The sequence below is a fragment of the Chitinophaga sp. 9-1-y genome (assembly GCF_059511905.2).
In genome coordinates this window covers 1,289,559-1,312,021 of sequence record NZ_CM197955.1, presented here as the reverse complement: position 1 = coordinate 1,312,021, position 22,463 = coordinate 1,289,559, and the positions used below count along the sequence as shown (strand labels likewise).

At 46.5% G+C, this 22,463-nt stretch carries 17 protein-coding genes and 1 riboswitch; of the genes, 9 read left to right on the top strand and 8 right to left on the bottom strand.

Annotation, left to right across the window (positions count from 1 at the left end; translation table 11 throughout):
- Positions 1-173 precede the first annotated feature (173 nt).
- A riboswitch (cobalamin riboswitch) is annotated at positions 174-376 on the bottom strand.
- A 232-nt stretch (positions 377-608) separates the two neighbouring features.
- The 7 genes from AC5ZC7_RS05255 to trhA all read left to right on the top strand — a co-directional run bounded on the left by AC5ZC7_RS05255 (position 609) and on the right by trhA (position 10,891).
- Positions 609-1,232, top strand: coding sequence for an RNA polymerase sigma-70 factor (locus AC5ZC7_RS05255; RefSeq protein ID WP_496160644.1), 624 nt, complete (start codon positions 609-611; stop codon positions 1,230-1,232).
- A gap of 58 nt (positions 1,233-1,290) precedes the next feature.
- Entirely contained in the window at positions 1,291-2,490 is a 1,200-nt protein-coding gene (locus AC5ZC7_RS05250; protein WP_496160645.1) for a FecR domain-containing protein, read from the top strand.
- A gap of 124 nt (positions 2,491-2,614) precedes the next feature.
- Complete coding sequence (locus AC5ZC7_RS05245; protein WP_496160646.1) at positions 2,615-5,977, top strand: SusC/RagA family TonB-linked outer membrane protein; 3,363 nt, start codon at positions 2,615-2,617, stop codon at positions 5,975-5,977.
- A 20-nt stretch (positions 5,978-5,997) separates the two neighbouring features.
- Positions 5,998-7,527 carry a RagB/SusD family nutrient uptake outer membrane protein gene (locus AC5ZC7_RS05240; RefSeq protein WP_496160647.1) on the top strand — a complete coding sequence of 510 codons (1,530 nt, stop codon included), beginning with the start codon at positions 5,998-6,000 and terminating at the stop codon, positions 7,525-7,527.
- Positions 7,528-7,541: 14 nt separating this feature from the next.
- The gene (locus AC5ZC7_RS05235; RefSeq protein ID WP_496160648.1) at positions 7,542-8,975 is read left to right on the top strand and encodes an aryl-sulfate sulfotransferase; all 1,434 of its coding nucleotides are present in this window, start codon (positions 7,542-7,544) and stop codon (positions 8,973-8,975) included.
- Between the two features lie 22 nt (positions 8,976-8,997).
- Positions 8,998-9,990, top strand: a complete 993-nt coding sequence (locus tag AC5ZC7_RS05230; RefSeq protein ID WP_496160649.1) for a c-type cytochrome — start codon at positions 8,998-9,000, stop codon at positions 9,988-9,990.
- Between the two features lie 256 nt (positions 9,991-10,246).
- Positions 10,247-10,891 carry a PAQR family membrane homeostasis protein TrhA gene (trhA, locus tag AC5ZC7_RS05225; RefSeq protein WP_496160650.1) on the top strand — a complete coding sequence of 215 codons (645 nt, stop codon included), beginning with the start codon at positions 10,247-10,249 and terminating at the stop codon, positions 10,889-10,891.
- A gap of 3 nt (positions 10,892-10,894) precedes the next feature.
- On the opposite strand, the gene AC5ZC7_RS05220 is transcribed toward trhA, so the two are convergent.
- Positions 10,895-11,779: a helix-turn-helix domain-containing protein gene (locus tag AC5ZC7_RS05220; protein ID WP_496160651.1), complete on the bottom strand. Its 885-nt coding sequence runs from the start codon at positions 11,777-11,779 to the stop codon at positions 10,895-10,897.
- A gap of 101 nt (positions 11,780-11,880) precedes the next feature.
- Between AC5ZC7_RS05220 and AC5ZC7_RS05215 the strand changes: the two genes are divergently transcribed.
- Positions 11,881-12,834 carry a zinc-binding dehydrogenase gene (locus tag AC5ZC7_RS05215; protein WP_496160652.1) on the top strand — a complete coding sequence of 318 codons (954 nt, stop codon included), beginning with the start codon at positions 11,881-11,883 and terminating at the stop codon, positions 12,832-12,834.
- 176 nt (positions 12,835-13,010) lie between these two features.
- Here AC5ZC7_RS05215 and AC5ZC7_RS05210 read toward each other — a convergent pair whose 3' ends face one another.
- On the bottom strand, positions 13,011-14,702 hold the full coding sequence (locus AC5ZC7_RS05210; RefSeq protein WP_496160653.1) for a sodium:solute symporter family transporter: 1,692 nt from the start codon (positions 14,700-14,702) through the stop codon (positions 13,011-13,013).
- Positions 14,703-14,869: 167 nt separating this feature from the next.
- Entirely contained in the window at positions 14,870-15,751 is an 882-nt protein-coding gene (locus AC5ZC7_RS05205; protein ID WP_496160654.1) for an inositol oxygenase family protein, read from the bottom strand.
- A gap of 129 nt (positions 15,752-15,880) precedes the next feature.
- On the opposite strand from AC5ZC7_RS05205, the gene AC5ZC7_RS05200 reads away from it, so the two are divergent.
- Positions 15,881-16,894, top strand: coding sequence for a substrate-binding domain-containing protein (locus tag AC5ZC7_RS05200; protein WP_496160655.1), 1,014 nt, complete (start codon positions 15,881-15,883; stop codon positions 16,892-16,894).
- Here AC5ZC7_RS05200 and AC5ZC7_RS05195 read toward each other — a convergent pair.
- The 5 genes from AC5ZC7_RS05195 to AC5ZC7_RS05175 all read right to left on the bottom strand — a co-directional run bounded on the left by AC5ZC7_RS05195 (position 16,887) and on the right by AC5ZC7_RS05175 (position 22,450).
- Positions 16,887-17,855, bottom strand: a complete 969-nt coding sequence (locus AC5ZC7_RS05195) for an isoprenoid biosynthesis enzyme family protein (protein ID WP_496160656.1) — start codon at positions 17,853-17,855, stop codon at positions 16,887-16,889. The genes AC5ZC7_RS05200 and AC5ZC7_RS05195 overlap by 8 nt on opposite strands.
- Before the next feature lie 110 nt (positions 17,856-17,965).
- Positions 17,966-18,568 carry a DUF1415 family protein gene (locus AC5ZC7_RS05190; protein WP_496160657.1) on the bottom strand — a complete coding sequence of 201 codons (603 nt, stop codon included), beginning with the start codon at positions 18,566-18,568 and terminating at the stop codon, positions 17,966-17,968.
- Positions 18,569-18,662: 94 nt separating this feature from the next.
- On the bottom strand, positions 18,663-20,255 hold the full coding sequence (locus tag AC5ZC7_RS05185) for an IPT/TIG domain-containing protein (protein WP_496160658.1): 1,593 nt from the start codon (positions 20,253-20,255) through the stop codon (positions 18,663-18,665).
- Between the two features lie 18 nt (positions 20,256-20,273).
- Positions 20,274-20,969 (bottom strand): fasciclin domain-containing protein, encoded by a 696-nt coding sequence (locus AC5ZC7_RS05180; RefSeq protein WP_496160659.1) that lies wholly within the window; start codon positions 20,967-20,969, stop codon positions 20,274-20,276.
- A gap of 17 nt (positions 20,970-20,986) precedes the next feature.
- On the bottom strand, positions 20,987-22,450 hold the full coding sequence (locus AC5ZC7_RS05175) for a RagB/SusD family nutrient uptake outer membrane protein (protein ID WP_496160660.1): 1,464 nt from the start codon (positions 22,448-22,450) through the stop codon (positions 20,987-20,989).
- Between the last annotated feature and the right edge of the window lie 13 nt (positions 22,451-22,463).

The following is a 22,463-nucleotide window of genomic DNA, read 5'->3' as shown; positions in this document are numbered from 1 at the left end:
GTACCTACTATGCAATGCTTTAACGGGAGAGAATAAGAGAGGAGAAGACTGTCAGCAATTATTTTCACAGGCAGCTCCATAGCCGGCTCTTTCCACAAAGATGCCTGCCATATTATGCCTGTTCTAAAAATTACTACAATCAAAACCTGACCTGCCTCAATCCGCGAAAGCAGCGTCAAAGTGAAATAAAGGCAGGTCTCCTGGCTCGTTTCGCCGGTAAACACCTTCCCATTCCGGAGCGGAACAGTGGCATATTGTTTACCGGTTGCAGACTAATTAGCTGCTCAAAACTTACAGTTGCGGGACAGCCTGTGATTTACACACAGTTCCCTTTTAATCCCGCCTTTCGGCGGGAACCATTACTTGCTTCGATGGTAATACGTAAAGAACAGCGGCGAAGATAGTAAATCCCCGCAACTATCAAATTATATCCACGAGGAGTTTGTCTTACCCAGGATTAGACTGATTATACTGATTATATTTTTTAAGATGATATCTTTTAAAAATATAATCAATCAAAAAAAATATAATCAGTATAATCAGTATAATCCTGGATAAAGACAACCTACGTGACAATCCCCAAAAATTCCGGAAAAATTTATCGCCAATTGCTTATTTTAGCTTTAAATACCAAGCCAGTGGGTAATGAAGAAGCGGTTCTGTTGAAGAAACTGCAGCAAGGGGATGCAGCAGCTTATATTACATTATACAACCAATACTACCCCTCACTTTACACCTACATACTCCATTTTGTTAATATCCCTGCTTTCGCTGAAGACGCGCTACAGGAGGTATTTATAAAAATTTGGGAGATCAGGGAACGTATCAATCCGGAATTGTCCTTCAGTGGATACCTGTATCGTATTACCCGAAACCAGGTATTCAAATCATTAAAAAAGATTGCCGCCGATGAAGCCCTGCGCTTACAGGTAATGCAGGAATTACAACGGCAGACCAATGATGCGGACACCAGCCTGATATGGAAGGAATATGAAGCGCTGTTGCTGGAAGCCATCCGTCAATTGCCTCCACAGCGGCAAAAAGTATTCAGGCTATGCCGGGAAGAAAGCAAGAGTTATGAAGAAGTAGCCATAGAACTGGGCATTTCCCGGAATACGGTGAAAGAACATATGGTCATGGCCATGAAAAGTATCCGCTTTTATTTCTATACCAACGCAGATGGGCTACTTCCCATCTTCCTGCTATCTGGTTTTATGATAACCAGGTCGTAGCAAAAAAAATATTTTCATCCCCACCCACCCTACCAGTCGTTTTCAGGATAGTATAGATATGTCCAGAGAAAAGAACGACGCTTACTACCAGGAATTACTCCTCCGTTGGCAACAACGGACCTGTACGCCTACGGAGGCCCTTGAGCTAATGGACTACCTGCGGCAGGATATTTCCAACCGCACCCTGCTAAATGAATTACAGGCCGCGTTCCGGCAGATAACACCAGATGCAGCACCTCCGGCCTCCGATGCGGGCGATAGGGTCAGGAAGGCGCTTTTAAAACATATACAGGCAACTCCTGTGGCACCGGTGCAACAACGGGGAAAATACCGCATGCTTAAACTGGCGGCAGCAGCAGCCATCCTGCTGGCTATTGTCATTCCGGCTACCTCCCTGCTACGAAATGATCGTCAACCTGCCGCCCCGGTAGCCCATATATCAGCCCCGGTGCCAGCAACAGCAGAACGCCACAAAGCAGTACTGACCCTGGCTAACGGAGAAAAAATTGTTCTGGACGAAAAAGGCATGCAGCAACTCGCCCAACAAGGCAACAGCAACATCCGGACAAAAGACGGACAACTGATATACGAAAAAACAAACGGCCAAACAGCCACCTCTCTTTATAATACACTCACTACCGCTGCCGGCGAAAGTTACCCACTGGTACTGGCCGATGGCAGCAAAATATGGCTCAACGCCTCCTCATCCATCCGTTTCCCCGCCACCTTTGCCGGCGATGAGCGCAAAATAACACTGACCGGCGAAGCCTATTTCGAAATTGCACACGATGCCCGCAGACCCTTCCGCGTACAGGTAAAACAAATTACGGTAGACGTACTGGGCACCCACTTTAACATCAACGCCTACAATGACGAGGCTACTATCAATACCACCCTGCTGGAAGGCGCCGTGAAAGTCAACAGCGATAAAGGCAGCCTGCAACTGGCGCCCGGTGAGCAATCACAGGTAAACAACAACGGCAGCCAGAAACGGGTAACCGGTATTAATACCGACGAAATTGTTGCCTGGAAAGAAGGCTACTTCCGGTTCGAAAGCGCTGACCTGACTACCGTATTAAAACAATTTGCACACTGGTACGACCTGGAAGTTGTATATGAAGGTCCGGTAAAACCAAGGAAATTCTTTGGTATGATCAGCCGCCGAAGCCCGCTCGTGAATGTATTAAAACTATTAGATGCCAACAATGTAGCGTATAGCATAAACGGAAAAAAACTGATTGTCAAAGGAGAAGAATAACCAATTACCGATTAGCAAGTGAGCAGTGACAGCAATCGATGAAAGGCACTAAGCCATTATATTTTTTTTGAAGAAAGATAGCATAAGAAAGCAACCATTTATCTAAATCAAAATCAGCACAAGTATGCAATTAAGTACTGATGCCTGTACCCGGTATGATAGTAACCGGCGCTCCACCAAACATCTAAAAGTTGGTAAGCTACTGACTTTGTTCTGCCTGGCCACCGGGATGCAGGTGCAGGCAGCGAAATCACAAAACCAGGTTGTGAACCTGTCGCTCAAAAACGCCTCTGCCAAAGATGTCTTCCGGGAAATCAACAAACAAACCGGACTCAACATCCTCGCAGATGAAGCACTACTGGAAAAAAGCGGCAGAACCAACATCGAGGTAAAAAACATGACCGTCAACGATGCGCTGAATATTTTCATGCGTAATCAACCGCTCTCCTACAGCATTGAAGGCGGCGCCATCATCGTTAAAACCAAACCTGCTGTACAACCGGCCACCACACCACCACCGCCGGTAGAAATTCATGGTACGGTAACCACCGCCAAAGGACAACCACTGCCAGGCGCCACCATCACGGTGAAAGGCACCAAACATGGTACAGTGAGTAAGGCAGACGGTAGCTTCAGCATCTCCGCCAATCCCGGAGAAACGCTGGAATTCTCTATGGTAGGCTTCAAGCCCTGGTCTGTAAAATTCGATGGCAGCACCACTGCTTATAAAGTAGTGCTGGAAGAAGATGTATCCAATCTTACAGACGTGGTAGTAGTAGGTTATGGTACTTCCAAAAAGAAAGACCTCACCGGTTCTATCAGCTCTATCAGCAGCGACCAGATGAACAACGGCGGTGTTACCTCCAATGCGGCACAAGCCATTCAGGGCCGCGCTGCGGGTGTACAGGTGAGCCAGTCGAATGCAGCGCCCGGCGGACAAACCATCGTTCGTATCCGTGGTGGTAACTCCATCAAATCTACCAACGAACCCTTATACGTGGTAGATGGTTTCCCTTCTGAAACCGGTAAAGATATCAACCCGAATGATATTGATGACATACAGATCTTAAAAGACGCCTCTTCTACGGCTATTTATGGCGCCCGTGGCGCCAATGGCGTAGTAATGATTACTACTAAAAGAGGTAAATCCGGGAGAGCGGCGATCCAATACGATGGCTATTATGGTACACAACGCATCGTAAAGGAATACGATAAAATGAATGGCCTGGAAAACATGCAGGTCACCAATGCCAAAGCCATTGAAAAAGGACAGCCTGCTTATTATACAGCGGAAGACCTGGCCAGCGGCCGGAACAACGACTGGTTCAAACTGGCTACCCGTCCCGGTGTGGTGCAAAGTCATAACATCAGCGTAAGTGGTGGTACACCGGAAGATCGCGTTTCTCTCTCCGGCAGCTACTTTAAACAGGACGGTGCCTTGAAAAACACTTCTTTCGAAAGATACTCTGTACGTCTTAACTATGACCGGCAATTTTCCAAACGTTTTAAAATAGGTGCCAATGTTTACGGATCACGTGCCTACACCAACTTCAAAACCTATGATGGTAACATCGTACCGTCTAACGTGATGTATGGCGTATTAACCGCCTCTCCCGCTATTCCTGCATATAATCCAGATGGCTCCTATGCCAGGTTTAAGGGGAGAGATAATCCACTGGCCTGGTTACTGGCACCCACCAACGACCGGTATGAAAACAAAGTAAACATCAACGCATATGCCGACTACCAGATCCTCGACGGATTTAATTTCCGTGTAAATGGCGGTACGGAATATACCACCACAAAAGAAGGTACCTACCTGCCCCGCGACCTGGTAGACGGTGAAAAAGTAGGTGGTAAAGCCAGCCTGAACGACCTGGCACTTACCCGTAACCTGATAGAAGCTTACTTTACCTATAAAAAAGTATTTAATCAGATACATTCCTTCAACCTCGTAGCGGGTGTCTCTTATCAGACAGACAGGTATTCCAGACACTATTCACAAGTACAGAAATTCAGTACAGATGCATTCCTGTATCATAACCTGGAGGCTGGTTCAGAACGCCTGTCCAGCATCAGCCTGGATGTGCCTGTCCCCCTCGCCTCCGCCTACGGCCGCTTAAATTACTCGTTGAAAGATAAATACCTGGCCACCTTTACTTTCCGCCGGGATGGCTCTTCCAAATTTGGTGGTAACACGCGCTTCGGAAATTTCCCCTCCGGATCTATTGCATGGAGAGCCGGTGAGGAAGATTTCATCAAAAACCTGAATGTATTCTCCAACCTGAAAGTAAGAGCAGGGTACGGTGAAACCGGTAACGACCGTGTGGGCGAAAACGCCAACTATATCTACATGGCCCTCTTTGGACCTACCAATGTATCATTAGGCACAGGTAGCGACAGCTACGGCGGCACAGTGATGACCCGCCTGTCCAATGAAAACCTGGGCTGGGAAAACACGGCACAATGGGACGTCGGCGTGGATATGGGCTTCTTCAACAACCGCATTTCTGCTACACTCGACTTCTACCGGAAGAGAACTAATAGGTTGTTGTTCGATATACCTATCGGCGACTGGAATGGATTTGCCACTCAAACCCTAAATGCCGGCACCATTGAAAATAAAGGATTGGAATTAGCCATCACCACAGAAAATATTATCAACCACGCTTTTACCTGGAATACTACTTTAAATATTGCTTATAACAAACAGAAAGCAATAGACCTGGCTGGTCGTCCATATGTGATCACCCAAACGGCTAACCTGTATGGTGGTCGTGGTATGGACTTTACCAAACTGGAACCCGGCCAGGAACTGAGTACTTTTTATGGCTATGTGTACGATGGTGTGATAAAAACCGGTGAAGCGCATCCTGCACAACCTAACTCAAAACCTGGCGATCCTAAATTCAAAGATATCAGCGGACCGGATGGAAAACCGGATGGTATTATCAATGCCAATGATCGTACTTACCTCGGGCATGCCAATCCGCACTATATTTATGGGATCAGCAACAGCTTTACCTACAAAGGTTTTGAACTAAATATATTTCTGCAGGGCGCATTAGACTACAGCCTGTACAATGCGACTGCCCTGGTACTGGAATCTGGTCCTGGTAAAGCAGCGCTGAACAGATGGACCACCACCAACGAAAACACAGATATTCCCAGAGATGGATATGCAATTTCCTATGGTGGGTTGATGAACTCCCGCTTCGTAGAAAATGCTTCTTATCTCCGTTGCAAAATGATTACACTTGGTTATAATATCCCCGTAGCTAAAACCTTTTTGAAGAGTCTCGCAGGCATCAAAGTATATGGCTCCGTACAAAACTTATTTACCATTACTAAATATACAGGAACAGACCCAGAAGTAAACTCTAACCTGAACAGCAGCGGCAGCAATGCAAACCTTTCTTCCGGATTGGATTACACCGCCTTCCCTGCTTATCGCACCGTTACTATGGGGCTTAAATTAAATTTCTAAACCTGTAAATTCCGGAACAAATGAAATACGCATATATCGCACTTACCGCCCTACTGCTTGGCGCTACTTCGTGTAAGAAACTGGTGGAGCCAAAAGTATATAGTTACCTGACAGACAACAATGCTTTCCTCACCCTGAGCGATGCCAAAGCTGCTGTCAACGGGGTATACTCAAGACTAAAACAACCCAGCGGCAGATCTGATGCCTGGATGTATTACGCAGGTTTCCAGGTTACCATTTCCGATCTCACCACCGACATAGGTCACGCCAGCTCTGGTGGAGATGTAGGCCTGATGTCTGATTGCCAATGGGCACCGGCCAACACCTACCTGGCTTTCGCCTGGCAGCATCAGTATAAACTGGTAACAGATGCCAACATCGCGCTATATTATATTCCTAAAATGAGCAACATTACTGATGCGCAGAAAAATCAGTTTACCGGCGAACTCCGGTTTCTGCGCGCACTGGGCTACGTGGATCTCACAGATGCTTTTGGCCCGGTTCCCCTGGTGACGGAAGAAACAGTAGCAAAAAACATTGCCCAACCGGATTATGAAGCAGCCCTGCCTACCACACCTGTAACAGAGATCAATAAACTGATCATCAGTGACCTGGAATTTGCTGCACAGCAATTACCAGCCGATTACCTGAACAGCCCTATCTACAAAACTAATGATATCGGTCGTGCTACCAAAGGCGCTGCCATGTCATTACTCTGCAAACTATATATGCGGGAACACCAATGGCAGAAAGCGCTGGACCTCACCACTGAAATCATGAAACTGGGCTACGGATTATATCCTTCTTATGCAGGATTGTTTGCCGAGAAAAATAAATGGTGCCAGGAAAATATCTTCAGTGCCCTGGCCGACCCACTCAATGACGCTGTGGAAATCATGAACCACTTCGGTCCCATTAACAATCCTGTTGTTACGGACAGATGGCAGTACTTCGCGGTTACCTGGTATTTCTGGAACTCCTTTGGTGATAATGACGATCGCAAACAAATGTTCTACTACAGTTACAAAGGAACAGATGGCCTCCAATACATGCAGGCGCCAGCCGGACAAACCAATCCGCCTGCAGGGTTCTACTACATGCCGGATGTAGCCACCACCAAATTTGCGGATCCGAAAGGTTCTACTACTTACTACGACGGACACGTGTTCCCGATTCTTCGCTATGCAGATATCCTGCTGTGCAGAGCAGAAGCACTGAATGAGCTGAATGGTCCTACCAGTGAAGCTATTGGTCTGATCAACCAGGTAAAAGGACGCTCTCATGCCACCCTGTTAGGAAATGCCAGCACCTTCAGCAAAGAAACCCTTCGTGACGCTATCCTGCAGGAACGTGGCTGGGAGCTGTTCTTCGAATGCAAACGCAGACAAGACCTGATCCGCATGGATAAGTACGAAACTGTTGTAAATACGTATCTTACTGCAGTAGGCAAAATACCCAGTATCAAAATCGCAACAGATAAGTATTTCCCTTATCCGCAAGCGCAAACAGATCTGAACAAAAGCCTCAGTAATAGTGGCCGTCGCCAGTAAATCACTGCACATTGATGAAAAAATGGAATAACATACAACGCCTGCTGCCATTGCTCCCAATGGCAGCAGCGTTGTTCCTGCAAAGCTGCGGAAATAACAATGCCGGTAACATCTCCGAAATTGTACTTGCACCCAAGGGACAAAATGCCCTCAAGGTAAAAGTAGATATACAATGCACCGATACTGTGGATGCTGCCGTGGAATACTGGCCAAAAGGGCAACCAACCCTGCGCACTACTACACCACTGTCTTTACATCAGTTACACCACACCATTGTGCTCACCAACCTGGTGCCCGTACAAAGCTATGAATACCGGGTACGCACCGGTCATGGCCAGGATCTCCAGGACAGTAAGGTATACACTTTTAACACCAACGATTATCCGATGTGGATGAAGGACATATTCAACGTAATCTGTCCCGATAGCACCGTGTTACCTGCCAGCTTCCGGAAAGGCTATGTCATGGTTTCCCGCCGCGATGATCCCGGTGTATTGTTTCTGTTAAATGCCAAAGGGAAAATTGTATGGTATCACCAGGTGAGTGGTACCGGGTTTAAAGTTGCCCGTTTTACAGACAACCATACATTCCTGTCGCTCCTGGGTGGCCCGGGCTACGAAACCAGCTACGGCGATGAAATACTGGAAGTTTCCCTCACCGGCGACACCCTGGCAGACCTCAAAAAAGGACGGGATTTTGCCCCTACCATCCACCATGAAATTTTACTGACACCGAAAAATGAATTCGTCACACTCTGCGTGGAAGACCGTGTCACAGACCTCAGCAGCAAAGGCGGCAGTAAAACAGATACCGTTCGCGGCGACGGCATTTTAGTAATGGATAAACAAGGCAAAACAATCTGGAAGTGGACAGTATTTGATGCGCTCAATCCCCTCGATGATAAAAACATCTTAAAAGAAAAAAAAGACTGGATGCACGCCAATTGCATTGCGTTAGATAAAGATGGTAACTACCTCATCTCTTTCTATAACAATGGCCAGATCTGGAAGATAGATGCCCGCACCGGCAAACGCATATGGACGTTCGGCAAAGACGGCGATTTCGATATACCGGCAGAAGCCATCTTTGATCAGGCCCATGCCGTACATATCAATGAACACGGAGACCTGATGTTCTTCGACAACGGGGTGAGCAAAAAAACTTCCCGTACCCTCTCCTTTAAAATCGATGAAGCAGCGAAGAAAGCCTCACTCGTCATAGATACCAAACTGCCGCCGGAAAACTTTAATGAAAGAATGGGCAGCAGCTACCTGGTGGGCGACAGCACCTTGCTCTCCTGCGCTACCAAACGTAACACCGTTATCCTGACCAACCTGCAAGGCAGGTTTCTCTGGCTGATGAGAACAGGCATGTCGTCTTACCGGGCGTCTTCTATCCCGGCAGAAAGCCTCGCGCCTTACGTATCACAACCGGGTTATGTGCATTAATGTCAACATAAAAAAACAACACATGAGAAATTTAATAGTGATAGGTTTAGCCAGCATCAGTGGGTTCGCCATTATTTCCTCCTGTGGCTCCGCGGTGGAAGGCAAATCAGCCAAAGCTGCCACACCCGCCGCTGAACAAATAATTATGGCTGATACGGCTCTCATTCCACATGATCAATTTGGGGAGTCTGTACGTTATGGCCGGGAACTGATGATGAACACGGCCGTTTTAATAGGTCCCGATGGCAGCGCAGGCAAATACCTGGGTAATAAAATGAATTGCACCAACTGCCACCAGGATGCCGGTACCAAAGCTTTTTCCTTCAACCTCATGTCCTCCCATGATCATTATCCGCAATACCGTGGCAGGGAAGGCAAAGTATTAACGCTGGCAGAAAGAGTCAACAACTGCGTTACCCGCCCGCATAACGGCAAACCTCTGCCGCTGGACAGTAAAGAAATGGTGGCGTTCCTCTCGTACTTTAAATGGCTCAGCACTTTTGTACCCAAAAACCAACCCTTCAAAGGCGCTAAAAACCTGACCGTCGCTTTTCCTGATATCGCCGCTAATCCGCAACACGGACAGCTGTTGTACCAGGAAAACTGCTCCCGCTGTCATGGTCCCAATGGAGAAGGGCAATGGAATGCAGACAAAAGCACTTACGTTTATCCGCCACTCTGGGGCAGCACCGCTTATCAGCCCGGCTCCAGCATGCACCGGGTCATCAAGCAGGCTGAATGGCTGAAAAACAATATGCCATTCGATAAAGCCATGCCGGGCAAACCTTTCCTCACCGACCAGGAAGCCCTGGATATCGCAGCATTCGTTAACAACGATGATATCCATCCCAGACCCAATCCTAAAAGCTTCGACTATCCACATATAGCAGAAAAAGCCATCGATTACGACCATGGCCCCTTTGCAGATACCTTCTCCGTAGCACAACATAAGTATGGACCTTATCAACCTATCATTAGCTACTGGAAAGAAAAAGGCTGGAAAGCGGTGTATTAGGGCGATTTTTTGTCTTGGTACAGGATTAGACTGATTATACTGATTTTATTTTCTTGATTTTAAAAGATGTTGGAAGATATTCACCAACATCTTTTTTTTGTTTATTTATCAAAAACCAAAATCAGTATAATCAGTCTAATCCTGCACCATGACAAAAATCCTATATGATGAGATAAATAAATTCGATCCGTCGGCGTGCATTATTGTCCTACTTTTGCATTGATAGCACCAATAAGTCAGTAGAAAATTTGAATCAATGCCAGTTAGTAAGAATGAAACAGGATATACCCGCAAACAGGAAATCGTCAATGGTCTGATACATGGATTGGGCATTATATTTGGCGTAAGTGCATTACCCATGCTGGCAGGGATTGCCGCTACGCACAATAACACCCCGGGCATTGTAGGTGCCTGTATCTATACCTTCTGCTTTATCTTACTTTTTACCAACTCCACGATCTATCATTTATCACAGGAAGCCGCCATCAAAAAGCTGTTCCTCGTGTTTGACCATATCAGCATTTATTTTTTAATTGCCGGCACCTATACCCCATTTCTGTTGGTGTATATGAATAATGCTTTTGGTATTACGCTGTTATCGGTACTCTGGGGATTAACGCTGGTAGGCGTATTCTTTAAAACCTGGTTTACCGGCAAATACGATATTGTTTCTACCATTATTTACCTCGCAATGGGCTGGATCATGATTGCAGGCGGGCGGCGGTTTTTCGATACACTGCCATTGCCGGTAATGATCATGCTGGCCATTGGTGGAGGATTATATACCATTGGGGTTATTTTCTATATCTGGGATAAGTATACCTATACCCATGCCATCTGGCATTTCCTGGTACTGGCAGCCGCTATTTGCCACTATGTGGCCGTATTGCTGGCCATGTAAAGATCAGCCGCTCATACCCGGCTGGTAATTCTTTTCTGCCCACATCTTTTTCCGGAAATCAGTAGGATTAATGCCGGTATGTTTCTTAAACGTTCTGTTTAAGTGGCTTTCGTCTGTAAAGCCCAGCTCTTCTACGATTTCACTCATCCGCATATCGCTGTACTGTAAGCGCGTTTCTACCAGCTTCAGCTTATAACGCGTTACGTACCGCTGTATGCTTTCTCCGGTGACCTTCTTCACATATTCACCTACATAATTTTGTGAGATGTTAAACTTCGCAGCCAGTTTATCGGACCGTAACATTTCCGGGTAGTAGATATTCTGGTGTATGTAACTCATTAAGTCGTTGGACTGCTCAATATTCACCGCCGGCTTCTCCGGCTCTACCATCGCTACATTTCGGGCTACAATGGTAAGAATAGTATTCACCAGTTGTTGTACCACCTCGTTACGCAGGGATTGCTCCCTGGGATACTCCAGGATCAATGCATCTATCAGCGCTTTGATCACCGGTTTATCGGCTTCATTACGCAGGATACAGCCCGGAAAATGATGATTATTCAGAAAAACATATTCCAGCTTACGGGCCCAGTCGCCCAGGTTGCTATGAGAAGTACCGGTACGTTGTGCTTCCAGGTAAATGCCGTTGAAACGGATAAAGAGGAAGGTAGTTCGCTCTTTTATCCGGGTGTAATGCGTATCCTGGGGCATAAACAGGAACAGTTGTTCCGGCCCATACTCAAAGGTATGCTGATTGTTATGCAGGGTTCCCGTTCCCTTGAGAATATACAATAGCTCAAAGAAGGTGTTCCGGTGCTGTCCCATCGGGCAACTCCCTTCTTCTATCATGATGATATCAAATGGTTTAAAGAGATTCAATACTTGCATAACCTGATATTGTACAAAATGAACCCCTGTTTGTACAAGGGCTTACCCACAAATTTATTGGAATTTTGATTCATCAAATCACAAAAACAAATTTATCTGATATGAAAGCAATCGTATTACAAGCCGTAGGTGGTGTGGAAAACCTGGTTATTAAAGACGTTCCTGTTCCAACTATAAAAGACAATGAAGTACTGGTACATAACAAGGCTATTGGTATCAACCCGGTAGACAACTTCGTACGCGCCGTTGAAGCAGCCCTGAATGCCTATGTACAGCCTACTCCCGGCGAAGACATTATCCTGGGCTGGGACATCTCCGGCAAGGTAGTAGCCGTGGGTAAAGACGTGACCGATTTCAAAGTGGGAGATGATGTATTTGGTATGGTGAACTTTGCGGGCCCTGGTAAAGCCTACGCAGAATATGTAGCTGCTCCGGCCAGCCACATCGCCCTGAAACCAGCCAACACCTCCTATGAAGAAGCAGCGGCTGCTTCCCTGGCGGCACTCACCGCCTGGCAGGCACTGGTAGATTCTGCCAAAATACAAAAGGGTGAAAGAGTACTGATTCACGCAGCAGCTGGTGGCGTAGGACACTATGCGGTACAAATCGCCAAACACTTCGGCGCCCATGTTATCGCCACGGCTTCTGGCTCCAAGAAAGACGCCGTAAAACGCCTGGGCGCAGATGAATACATCGACTATACCCAGCAAGACTTTGAAACCCTTGCCAAAGACGTAGATGTGGTGATTGATGCGATTGGCGCACCCGGCCATCTCCAACGCTCCCTCAACACCGTTAAACCCAACGGCCGCCTGGTGAGCCTCCTCATACATTTCGATGATGACTTAAAAGCTAAGGCCGCCGCTAAAAATGTATACATCGATCGCCTCACCGTAAAATCCGATACCACCGGTACCCGCTCCATCGCCGCACTGCTGGCGGAAGGCGCCCTCCACTCTGATGTTTCCCACACTTACTCATTCGAAGAAATGGGGAAAGCACATACACAAGTGGCTTCTGGTAAAACACAAGGCAAAATTGTGGTAAGAGTGTAGCAGAAAGCAAAAAGCGGAAAGCAAAAAGCTATTGAAGCGAGTGATTAGCGCGAATATCCGCAATGGTCAATCGCTTCAATAGCTTTTTGCTTTCCGCTTTCCGCTTTCCGCATAAAAAAAGCTGTTGCAGGCGCAACAGCTTTGTAACAAGTAGACAGCGAGTATATATACAAACTTTACCAGAACCTGATATAAATAACCGACAACAACAATAAAATGGTGACGATTAATACCACAGAAGAAGGTTTTAGTTTAAACATTTCATAATCCAGCGCAAAGGCTTTGTCGCTCACTTTCGGACCAGCCAGGCTGATACCCACCATCACCAGCACCGTTGTCAGGAAAGACCATCCCAGGCTGATAAAAAATGGAATTTCATAATCGCCACTCGCATTATGAAAAGCACTGTACAGCATCGTTTCCGGACCAAAAATCCGCACCGCCAGCTGGTTGAAAAACAATGACGCCACAAAGCCGGTAATGATCCCTGCGATGGCGGCAGTACCACTGGTACGTTTCCAGAACATACCTAAAATGAAGGTGGCAAATACACCCGGGCTGATAAAGCTGGAATACTTCTGCACAAAAGTATATCCTCCGGCGCCACCAATGCCCAAAGCATCATTCCAGGTGAATATTACGCCAACAATAATCGCTACGATAATCGTCACTCTTCCAATCCATACCAACTGCTTTTCATCAGCGCCGGTATTGATATATTTCTTGTACACATCCAGCGTAAAAATGGTGGAAATACTGTTCGACTTGCCCGCCAGCGATGCCACAATAGCCGCAGTTAGAGCGGCAATAGCCAATCCTTTCAGTCCCGAAGGCAGTAAGGTAAGAATTGCAGCATAGGCGCCATCTTTATGGCCGCCTTCCAACTGAGGAAGATGTCCATGCTGGTACAATACATAAGCCACTATACCTGGCAACATCACAATCACCGGCATCAGAATTTTCAGCAACCCGGCAAATAAAATACCCGTGCGGGCAGTTTGCAAATCTGCACCCAGCGCACGTTGTGTAATATACTGGTTACAACCCCAGTAATTCAGGTTGCTGATCCACTGCCCGGCAATATACATCCCAAAACCAGGCAAAATCAGGTATTTATTTACATAGTCCTGCGGCGCCGTGGCAGCAGGTTTCTTTAACATCATATGAAAATGATCGGGCGCTTCCCGTATCAACACATTAAACCCGGCGAGTACATCTTTCCCAAAACCAAATTTTTCACTCACTACCGTTAAGGCCATATACGTAGTAGCCAGGCCGCCTACAATCAGTACCCCCACTTGTATTACATCGGTGTAACCAATTACTTTCATACCGCCCAGGGTAATAATAACGGAGAAGACCGCCAATGCCACCATCACTTCATGAAAGTAAGCCCCGCCCAATAGTCCGTTAATAGCCAATGCGCCCAGGTAGAGAATGGATGTCAGGTTAACAAATACATACAGGAATAACCAGAAAATAGACATGATTAAGGCCACCGTTTCATTATACCGGGTTTTCAAAAACTGGGGCATGGTATATATCTTGTTTTTGATATACACCGGCATCAGGAATACCGCTACAATAATCAGTGCAGCCGCACCTACCCACTCATATACCGATACGGCAATTCCCACAAAAAAACCGTCGCCGCTCATACCAATGAACTGCTCTGCCGAAATATTGGAAGCAATAATAGAGGCGCCAATAGCCCACCAGGTAAGTGAGCCTTCTGCCAGGAAAAAATTCTTGGAAGCACTCACCACTCCCTTCTTCTTCTTTTTATAAATCCAATAACCGTAGGAAGCAACAATAATAAAATATAATGCAAATACCAGGTAGTCTTTTAAGACAAGTTGATTACTCATGAGTGGTTCGTGGTTGATCAGCAGTTGAATGACGTGGATATAAATACCTGGATGGAATATAAGACTTTCCCCCGTGGAAAAAATAAAAAAGGATTATCCGGATGGATGTTATGTTGTATCACTGCGTGCATCCATCCCCGATAATCCTTTGTTAGCCTGCGCTACTATCAGAATTTTAAAGTAGCGGGCAAATATTTGGCAACAAGATCTTCATAATAAGGCTTCAACTCTTTCCAGTTGGGTGGCACCGGGCTTTTTGAATACAGGTCATATGGATTAAACAGATCTACCCATTTAAACATTTCCACATCATGTGCATTCATCAGGTGACCGTAGGCATGCTCTCTGTGCTGCGGATAAAAAGAGTGGTAACGCAGCATATACAGCGCAGGTTCCGGCAAGTGATCCTTCATCATCTGGTAAATATATTCATCGTGGCCCCAGCTCAGGTGTACATTGTTTAAGCCGCAGTTAGGCTCATATACGCCGTATTTGGTATTATAATCAGGATTGTTGATATCCGGGTTATTTTTGAAGAATTCGTGGAAAACAATTTTGTCGGAAAATGCGCATCCTACCGGGAAGGTATCTCCTACTACTGCCCATTGTGGTTCTCCAAACAGGCATAATACTTTTCCCATATCATGAAACAAACCGGTTAATACCATCCAGTCAGGATGACCATCCGCGCGAATAGCTTCAGAGGTTTGCAGCAGGTGTTGAAACTGATCCAGGTCTGTATCCGGATCTGAGTCATCTACCAGCTGATTCAGGAAATTAAAGGCATCCCATACCGACATTTCCTTTTTATTGAAAGAAAGAAATTCCTGTTCTTTCTGTTTTACGAAAGCATATGATTGATAGGTATGATTCAACCGGTAAAATTCACGTACCGTGTCTCTGGGAGGCTCCGCATAATTACGGAACTCGGCAGTGCTTTTATCTTTGTTGATGTTGGCAGGATCGGGATAGCGCTCCAGCAAATCATCTTCCCATTGATCCAGCGATTGGAGTGGTGCAGGGTTGGGCTGTCCATTAACGTTATCCATAATACATGATTTTAGAAGTTCGTGGAAAAGAAGGAAATTATCCTGCTCTAAATATGCGATCTTTTTAAAAATCTTCCGCATAATAGAATAACTTTATTTACTTAACCGATTAAGTAACAAGGCCATCATATGGAAAACGTCACGATCAGGATGCTCGCGGAAAGACTGCAGTTATCAACCGCCACTATTTCCAAAGCGTTGAGTAACAGCCATGAAATCAGCGAAGAAACCAAGCAGCGGGTGCTGGCACTGGCAAGAGAACTCAATTACGTGCCTAATCCTTATGCCAGCAGCCTGAGAAAGAAGGCCAGCCATACCATTGCCGTAGTGATTCCGGAAGTAGCCGACAGCTTCTTTGCAGAAGCCATTAACGGTATAGAATCTGTTGCCCAGGAAAAAGGTTATCATGTACTGATTTACCTCACCCATGAGAATTCCGGGAAAGAAAGAGGCATTCTGAAAGACTTCCAGAGCGGGCGGGTAGATGGCGTACTGATTTCTGTGACCACAGAAACCGCTTCGGCCCCGCATGGACTGGATCAACTGGTCAAAGAAATACCTATCGTTTTCTTTGACAGGGTATGTGAAGATGTTGTCGCCGCCAAAATTACCACCGATGATGCTACTGCCGCTTACAAAGCCACCAGCCACCTGGTAGCGGGTGGATGCAAACATATTGGATTATTGGCCGCTTCCCCACATTTGTCTATCAGCAACAGGCGGGCAGAAGGATTCCTGCTGGCCCTGGCTGCCCACGGACTGCCGCAAAGCAACGCTGCCATCACCTACTGTTCTAACGATCACGCCGCTACGAAACTACTGCTGAAAAAAATATTCCGGGAACAACAGTACGATGGCATCATTGCCACCACAGAAAAACTGGCTACCGCCGTATATGAAGTATGTGAGGAATCAGGACTGCGTATTCCACAGGATCTGCAGGTTATCGGGTTCTCAAATCTCTCCACTGCCCGGTTTTTAAACCCATCCCTCACCACCATCTCCCAACCGGCTTTTGACATGGGTAAGGCCGCCGCCACCCTGTTATTCAAGGCATTAAAAAATAGCAGTTTTGCATTGTCCGAACAACAACAGGTGATTCCTTCCTCCCTGATTGTAAGAAAATCCACCACCGCTACCTGACTTCAGCCACAGCGTCCCGGCGTTCTGCCATCTGGATAACGGTTGCCTGTGGCCGCGCATGCTGATAAATCCAGCGGATGCAATACCACATATTCCGGGGCTTCTCCATGTCTACAATCAAGGCCTTACGTGGCAAACTGCGCAAATCCGGCAACGCCGGAGCATTGCCCTGTATTTGTTGCAATTGCCGGATAGCCATGGCTCCTACGGCACAAATGCCGATGATGGAAACGGTCAGATGCCGTTTAGCTGCCGGCGGAAAAGGCAAATGGGCGACTTCTCTTTTGAGCCGTTCCACCAACTCCATGTAGTACAACTGAAACGCATAAGCATCGGTCATCCGGTTCGGCAAAGTAGCAATGCCGTCCTGGTAATCCCTGTAAATATCGAATAGGTCATTGATCAGCTGAATCATGCCGCCCATCTGGTACCAGCACTGCTGCTCGGGTTCCGAGGCCCCGTCGTCCAGGTAAAAATGGCAAAGCAACACCGCATACCCTCCTTTTCTGAACGTAATTTGCCGGATTTCTTCATTACTGATGGCGGGATTGAATTGCTTCAGGGAGTCTACCTGTGATTGGAATATACCCTGCATTACCTGTTGATAGCCCACTTTATCGGGTACTTCTCCGCATAAGAAAAGATGTGCCTGCCGGAATAGCTGCTCATCAAAAGAACCCGGTGTATAGGTGGCTGGTGAAAATGTAATCTGGTGCAGTGCCTCCTGCGTTAACTCATTTCTATCGCAGAAATTATCAAATAAGGAACTACAGATGAAGTATTGCAGCATGCGTTCCTTCTCTGCATCACGGGAACGCCGGTGTCTTAATGCGGTAAACGCTTCGCAAATAACGGGGTTATAAATAGCATAACTATTCACGATTTTGTAAAAAGTGGCATCATCCAAACGTCCTCCCAGAGCAGACTCCAATGTCCTGACCCGTTGGCTGGCCCATTTCACTTCCCTGGGTTTTACATAGAAAAAGTAAACTACTTTACTGACAATACACCTGACAATACTAAAAAAATACATAGTTCGGGATAAGGACCTTTAAGATATAAAACATATATCTAAAAACAACTATCCCTCAGCATTTTCATGTAAGTAGTTCCTTTTTCACGGGCGAAATTAATATTGTGTTCCGGAATCTGTTCCGGGGGATGAGGATAAAACGCTAATGCTTTCCTGATATCTGCCTCCCGCAAAATATGCAGCATGGGGTAGATAGAGCGGTTGGTATAATTGGCGGCGTCTTCGGGAAGTGTGCCGGCAAACTGGTACAGTGGATGAAACTCCGCTACCTGGTAGATACCCTCGTACTTCTTTCGCCGAAGCAATTGCCCCGCAGCGGTGATCATCTTCAGATAATCTATGAATATGGGAAAGGCGGCTGGTAAAATAAGCAACGTGGTGGCTATCTCCCGGTCTTTATCCAACAACCGGCATTCCTCCAGGAAATGGTCCTTCACCGAAAGTAGTGTAGTGGCTTCACTCACCCGGTAGCGTACACTATTACGCTTTACCTCCCTGCTGGCAAACGGACAAAAATTACAACCAATCACCAGTTTCCTGATCCAGTTCTGCGTTTGCGTAATCACCTTTTGTGTGTATTCCGGATCATATCCCATGCGGTGAAGGTAAGCAGAAAGCATAAAGCGGAAAACAAAAAGCAAAAAGCTATTGTAGCAGATAGATCAGCGCGAATAAGTATACGCAACAATCATTCGCTACAATAGCTTTTTGCTTTCCGCTTTATGCTTCCAGCTCCTAAGGATAGGTAATCCGCACAATCCGGTTAGCCACCCGGTAATCAAACCGGGTAAAACTACCTACTACCAACATGGACTTTTCACCTGCCTGTTGCACCATCTTCATGATGCCACCCCGGCCCATGGCAGAGTTAAGCGTAATGCCACCATTGCTATTATACGTAGGATGAATAGACCCATTGGGATTCAGTATAATGATATTGTTCCGCTGCAGGTCACCAAACTTTGTGAATGCGCCACTGAGAATAATTTCCCCACCCGGCATAAAACTAATATTATATAAGAATCCGTCGCTGCCCTTACCCACATTGAAGGTAGGATCAATTACCCCATTGTCGTTAATACGGGCAATATGCGGTACGGGTATACCTCCAAAGTTATTAAAGCCTCCCACCAACAGAATTTTTCCATCTGCCTGCCGTTCCATATTGTCAATGCCCTGATCCGCTCCCACCCCGGGCGTAAAGGAAGGATCCAGCGAACCGTCCGTATTCAGCCGTGCAATACGGTTCACGGCCTGGCCATTATACCTGGTAAAGGTACCGGCTATCAGCAGCTTGCCATCGGGCAACAGGATAGAGCGCGTAATAACACCATTAGGACCTTCTTTGCCTATATGCTGTGCCGCGTCATAGTTGTACGTACTATCCAGGCCACCGGCCGGCGTTAAACGCACCAACCCGTTGATCTGTATGGAATCCAGGTGCACAGAATCCAACCCCAGCGAGCTGGTCAGCTGAAAATTGGGTTGCACAAAAAAGCGGAAATTACCCGTCAGTAAAATATTCCCATCACTTTGTACATGCATATTGCCCACCGATCCGGAAATACCACCTTTTAAAGCAGATATCGTCAAATCCTTCCCGGACGGCAGAATAATTCTCTCTGCTGCCAGAGAACCATTGTTATTCACCAACGCAATACTATTCACATAGCCAAGGCCTTCATAGTTATTGAAAGACCCCGCTACCAGGTATTTACCGGATGACAATGCCACGGCTGTGCGTACAGTGGTATTGGTACCATTCTTTTTATCCGGTCCAAAACTGGCATCTACCGTACCATCATGGTTAATTCTTGCCACCCTGCTTAGCTTTCCTTCCTTACTGCTGTTGCCATAGTTCGTGAAATTTCCTACAATCAGGTATTTCCCATCTTCCACCGGGATGATATCGTTAATCCCATCATCTGCACCTATCTGCGACGGATACAGCGTATCCATTTCAAAAGATCCCAGCACCCGGAAAAAAGGACCGAAAAAGTACTGCTGCTCTACCTGTGCCGCCACATTCCCCGTAGCCGCCTGCGCAGGTATTTTTACCCGTACAGTCGTATCCGTTAGGGAAATAATGGTGGCCTTCACCCCATTAAACAGGATAGATAATTTATCCTTATGCTGCTGAAATCCCTTCCCCGCAATCACCACCTCATCGCCCGAACGTCCGGTACCCGGACTAATCCCATCCTTGTTAATATAGATGGCCGGCAATACCGTTTCCTGGTAAGGGTTCTTCCCTTTGGTGCTGATGGCTTCTTTCTTACATGCACCTAAAACGGCCACCAGCGCTATTAAATAAATATATCTTTTCATAGTAAATGCGTTAAGTGATTATTGATGCTGTAATGCCTGCTCTGCTATTCTTACAAAATCGCCCCGGAAGCCAAGCGTATGGCGGATATTCAACGCATGTATCACACCATTGGTAGGTTGAATATCTGAGGAGGCTACATTTACATTGCTATTATTCCTGAAAGTCACCGGGTCAAAAGTGATGTCGGTCAGTAACAGCATACGTGCCCCCACCGCTTCCACGTTGTTATAATTCTGATAAACCAGCCCGATGTTCAATATATAATCGCCGGCCATTACATAATTAATTCCCGGATAGGCGTATATGTTATTAGGATCCACCCGGGCAAACTGGTTGGCAGTATGTTTTCCTTTCATGATATAACGCAACAGGAATTCCCGCCATACTTCACCCGGAATATCCGCCAGGTGGGCACTATCCTCTACCGACCGGTAACGCAGATCGTTTAGGTCCAGCAATGCATCTCCCACACTCTGATCTGTAAAGGCAAAGAAGGTAACCGAATCATGCTCCAGCATGTCTTTCAATCCTGCTTTCTCTACAATGTAGGCTACTGTATCAAACAGGTAAGGATTCTTTACCAGGTAATCATAAATAGTACCGTTGTAGTGAGGATTTGCCAGCCCTCCATCTACATAATAATCTTTCTTGCAGGCCGACATACACAATGCTACTAACAGCAGGATGCCAGCCAAAGACAATAACTTGCGCATAGTAATTATTTTAGTAGTTACTGTATCCAATATTGATTCCTGGTCACCAAAGGATTATTAGTGACCGCTGAATTTGAAATAGGCCAGGTCCATGCCCCCATCTCCAACTGTTGCGGGGTCAGGGAATTTTCTGTGACGTTTTTATCCGTAATCCGGCCGGTACGAACAAGGTCATACCACAAATGCCCCTCTCCCATCAGCTCTTTTTCCCTTTCCAGGAACACCGCATCCTGCAAGGGTTTGCCGCCACCACCGTTATATAGTTTTGCACTGGCCCGGTCTCTTACCAGGTTCAGCATCTTAATCGATTCACCGGTTTCACCCAGGTAAGCCAATGCTTCTGCTCTCAACAAAATCACATCTGCATAGCGGAAAAAAATCAGGTTCGCATCATAGTCTCTTGTTTCAGGATCCGTGATGGCAGAATACTTCAGGAACATCGGCGTTTGATCAGTACTATATGGGTTATAAAACCAAAGCTCCAGGCGTTTGTCATACTCTCCCCTGGGATAAATCCGGTCCAGGTGACGGATCATAGGCGTAATCTCACTTTTGCCGCCTATCTTATCATGGATATAAGGTTCATGCAACGTCCACTGACAAATCAGCGAGTGGAACTTACCGCCATAGTTAGCATCCAGCGACAATTCAAAAATGCCTTCTTCAGAACGGCCTTTAAAAATAGCCAGGAATGTTTCTTTGGTATATGGCAGCAGCTTATATACATTCAGGTCCATCAGCTCCTTTACCAGCGCAGCAGTTTGTGTCCAGTACTTTTTCTCATTGGCCTTATCAAAACCTGCGGCCCACATGTTGATATGCGCCATCAATGCCAGGGCACCTCCTTTGGTGCCTCTTACAGCGCGATTGGTAGGATCGTCGTAAGAAAGCGGTAAATCGTCTTTGGAAGCTGCCAGGTCTTTCAAACAAAAATCCAGTACGGTCAACATCTTTTCCCGTGGCTGCAATTTTGTATCGTAGGCATCTGTTTGCAAAGGCACATCGCCATACAAGCGGGTCATATAGAAGTAAGTAAACGCGCGGATAAAGCGGGCTTCCGCTGTCAACGCTTTTTTATCCCGGTTGCTGAAATTGGGATCCTGTATACCGGAGATACGGTCTATACAAAGGTTAGACAATGCGATCGCTTGGTAAAATTCGCCCCAGTCCTGCGGATTATCTGCACCATCACCGCCACCGGTGGCCAGCATCTGGTTTTGTCCCAGCATACGCAGGTTATTCTTGTTGAACCAGTTCCAGTTACCGGCCCGGAAATCGCCTGCGTTATATAAAATACTGCGGGTAAACTTTGTCAGCAAAATACCATACGCACCATTGATGGCACTCTCGGCATCCCGCTGTGTTTTCCAGAAATCTTTCCCGGAAAGAGTATCCAGCGGCTTTACTTCCAGGAACTTCTTACAGGCGCCTATCGCTGCCAACAGGCAAACCAGGAGTCCTATTTTATACCATTTATTCATCTGAAAATAATTT